The organism is Ramlibacter sp. bp-362, from assembly GCF_054956735.1.
In genome coordinates, this window is the sequence record NZ_JBUDXE010000035.1 from 1 (window position 1) to 3,887 (window position 3,887).

General features: G+C 70.6%; 1 protein-coding gene and 1 pseudogene. One reads left to right on the top strand and one right to left on the bottom strand.

Annotated elements, in window-relative coordinates:
* Positions 1 to 1,104: 1,104 nt before the first annotated feature.
* Positions 1,105 to 3,249 (bottom strand): annotated as a pseudogene (locus ACY0MJ_RS22275) (penicillin-binding protein 1A); the annotation flags it as partial.
* Between the two features lie 227 nt (positions 3,250 to 3,476).
* On the opposite strand from ACY0MJ_RS22275, the gene ACY0MJ_RS22280 reads away from it, so the two are divergent.
* Positions 3,477 to 3,785, top strand: coding sequence for a DUF2917 domain-containing protein (locus tag ACY0MJ_RS22280; RefSeq protein WP_462640748.1), 309 nt, complete (start codon positions 3,477 to 3,479; stop codon positions 3,783 to 3,785).
* The last annotated feature ends 102 nt before the right edge of the window (positions 3,786 to 3,887 follow it).

Consider the following 3,887-nt stretch of genomic DNA (forward strand, 5'->3'; position numbering starts at 1 on the left):
TGCCCTCATCTTTCTCATCTCGGTCTCCGCAACAGTTCGATTCTGTTGCGTTGACCGGTTGAGACCACCCCCCGCCTTCGCGGGGATGACGCGTTATTGCGGATACGAGAACGTGCTGTTCGCCTCGCCGCTGGCCGTCGGCAGGGGGCTGCTGCCCATGGTGGTGGTGCTGTCGCTGCCGTAGCTGGAACCGCCGGCCGACGAATAGCTGGAGCTGCCGGTGGATGACTCGCTGGAGCTGCCGCTCGACGAATAGCTGGAGGTGGCGCTCGACGAATAGCTCGAGGCCGACGAGTCCACGCCCGGCGCGGACGACGAGCTGCTCGGGTCGCGCGGCGGCGGCGTGGTCTCCCGCGCCGGCGTCGCTGCGGCGTCTCGTGGCTTCGCGGTGGCGGAGCCGCCCGGGATCGTGAGCGTCACGGCGCTGTCGCGCGACAGCGTGACCGTGCCGTCGTCGCGCGGCGTGACCTGGACCGGCGCCGGGCGGCGCTGCTGCGTCGAAGACGAAGCGCCGCCGGACCCGGAAGCACGCGGCCGGCTCGGGGTCGCGGTGCTGCCGGTCCCCCGGCCGATCTCCGGCGCGGCGCCCATCGCGTTCGTTCCCGATTCCGAAGGGCCGCGCACGACGTCCGGCGGCAGCGTCGGGTCGGGCCGGCGCGTCGCGACTTCCGGCGGCGCGGCAGGGGGCCGGCGCGTCGCCACGTCCGGCTGCGGGTACACGCGCGTCCCCGGCACGGTCTCCACGGCGCGCCCGGATTCCAGCGGCCGCGGGAAGGACGGCACGCGCTGCGGCTCGACCAGCACCGGCGCGTCGGCGGTGACGGTGGGCGGCGGCGTCGTGGGCAGCGTCGGCGGCGGAGGCAGCGGCGGCAGGTCGAGCGACGCGGACGGCGGCGACGGCGGCAGGTCCAGCGAGGCCGGCGGCGGCTCCAGCTTGGGCGGCTCGAGGTCCAGTTCCGGCAGCTTCACCTCCGGCAGCTGCACTTCGGGCAGCGCCGCGACCGTCGGATCGCTTTCCGCGCCCTGCGTGTTGAAGACGCTGTTCCACCAGTCGCCCATGCGGTCGATCAGCGGGCGTTCCTGCTCCTTCATGTGCGGCGCGGCGAAGGTGGCCTTGGCGTCGATCACGCCGGCCTTCTCGGCGTGCTTGACCATGTCGCCCACCATCAGCAGCGCGTTGTGGGCGCCCTGCCCCCAGTAGTTGCTGCGCATGGTGACGCGGTTGTCGTTGAAGCCGACCCAGGCGCCGGCCACCAGCTGCGGGTGCATCAGGATGAACCAGCCGTCGGTGTTGTCCTGGGTCGTGCCGGTCTTGCCCGCCAGGTCGCCGGTGAGGCCGAAGCGGGGGCGCAGGCCGGCGGCCGTGCCGCCGTCGATCACGCCGCGCATCACGTCCAGCAGCGTCATGGCCGCCTGGTTCGACAGCGCCTGCTCCGGTGCGTGGGTGCCGAAGCTCTCCAGCACGTTGTGGTTGCGGTCCTCCACCGCCGTGACGATCTGCGGCGCGATGTAGTTGCCGCCGTTGGCGATGGTGGCGAAGGAGGTGACCATCTCCTTCAGCGTCACGGGGCTGGTGCCCAGGGCCAGCGAGGGCACCTCGTCCAGCTTGCTCTCGCGCACGCCCATCGACCGGGCGAGGCTCGCCACGCGGGACGGCCCCACCTGCATCATCAGCTGCGCCGTGATCGAGTTCTTGGACTTGGCCAGGCCCTCGCGCAGGGTCATCGGCTGGTTGCTCGGCGCGCCTTCCACGTCGCCCGGGCGCCAGAACTTCTTGCGGTCGATCTGGATCTCCACCGCCTGGTCCATCAGCGTCTCGTTCGGCTGGTGGCCCATCTCGAAGGCGGCGCCGTACACGAAGGGCTTGAAGGTCGAGCCGGGCTGGCGGCGCGCCTGCTGCACGTGGTCGAACTTGTCCTCGTCCCAGTCGCGGCTGCCGACCCAGGCGCGCACGGCGCCGGTCTGCGGCTCGATCGCCAGGAAGCCGGCCTGCAGCATGGTCTTGCTGCGGCGCAGGTCGGCCATGAACTTCGCGTCGCCGCGCAGCTGCTTGAGCGCCTCTTCCTCCGAGCGGCCCTCGTCGCGCGCCTGCTTGTACTCGGTGGTGTCGCGGATCCAGTCGTCGACCAGCTTGCCGTGGCTGTTCCAGAAGTACTCGAAGGGCGAGGACTTGCCGCGCGCGGCAACGTAGGCCGACGGATCGCTGCCCAGGGTGGGCATCGCCTTGCGGCTCCACTCCACGTCCGCCACGGCCTGCAGCGCCTTGCCCTGGCGCTCCACGGCCTCGTTGGCCATCTCCTGCAGGCGCGAGTCGATGGTGGTCTTCACCACCAGGCCGTCGGCGTAGATGTTGTAGTCGTTGCGGTCGGCCCAGTCCAGCAGCCAGCGCCGCAGGTATTCGGCCAGGTGCGGCGCCATGCCGGGCGAGTCCGGCAGGCGCTCGAAGTCGAGCTTCAGCGGCTGGCCCTTCAGCTCCTCGTAGCGCGCCTCGGTCAGCATGTCCTCCTTGACCATCTGCGCGAGCACCGTGTTGCGCCGCTGCAGGGCGCGCTCGGGATTGAGCACCGGGTTGTAGTAGGACGTGCCCTTGAGCATGCCGATCAGCGTGGCGGCCTCCAGCTGGTTCAGGTCCTTCGCCGGCTTGCCGTAGTAGGTGCGCGCGGCCATCTCGATGCCCCACGCGTTGTAGAGGAAGGAGACGGAGTTGAGGTAGCTCTCCAGGATCTCGTCCTTGCTGTAGATCGCCTCGATCTTCAGCGCCGTGATCGCCTCCTTCACCTTGCGGGTGATGGTCTGCTCGCGGCCGATCTCCTCCGGGTACAGGTTGCGGGCGAGCTGCTGCGTGATCGTGGAGCCGCCTTCGACGTCGCCGGTGAGCGTGTTGACCACGGCCTTGAGCGTGCGCACCACGTCGATGCCGTGGTGCTCGTAGAAGCGCTTGTCCTCGGTGGCGAGCAGCGCCTTCGTGACGTTCGGCGAGATGTCGGAGAGCTTGACCCAGTCGCGGTTGGCGCGACGGAACACGGCCAGTTCCTTGCCGTCGGCGGTGAGCACCACGGAGGGCGATTCCTGCTTGGACTTGCGGATGTCGCCGATGCTGGGCGTGAACGGGTACAGGGCCGCCACGTACAGCGCCAGCGCCAGCGGCACGGCGGCGACGGCCTTCACGGGATGGCGGCGGATCCAGCGGCCGAGCCGCCGCAGGCGTCCGCCCCCGGCGTCCGTCACTGCCTCGTCGGATTCGTTCATGGTGCTTCTCTTCCTGGGTACCGCACGAATCTAGGAGGCCCGGCCGTGGCCCGACTGTAGGACGCCTGCGCGACGCATGGGCGGCTTTGCCCCGTGCGCGGGCGGCGCGCCGACTACGGGCGTGCGTCCTGTGCGGACGCGACTACAGCGACTGCCTCGCGCGTCCGACGCGGGCACGGCGGCGGGCGGCCAGCGCGGGGCGCGGCGGCGGCGGATGATCCCGCTCCATGCAACTGTCCCTTCCCGCACCGGCCTTCATGGCGCGCCTCTTCGGCCTCGGCGCCCGTCCCCGCGTGACGCGCTGGTACGCTGCGCACGTGCGCGCGGGCACCACGCGGGAGATCGGGCCGCCCCCCGGGACCGTGGGCACGGTCACGCTGCACTGCCGGGACGGCGAAGCCTGGATCACGCACGACGGCGACCTGCGCGACGTGCTCCTGCAGCCGAACGAGAGCTACCGGGTGGACAGCAGCGGGCGCATGATGCTGCATGCGCTGCAGGGGGACTGCGTCCTGGAAATCCAGGTGGATGAGTGAGCTGGGGTTCGCCTGCGGCTCCCCACCAACCCCCCCGGGCATGCTCCCCTCAACTTGTGGTGAGCTCAAAGCGAACCCCAACAAACCCCCCCAAAGGATCCC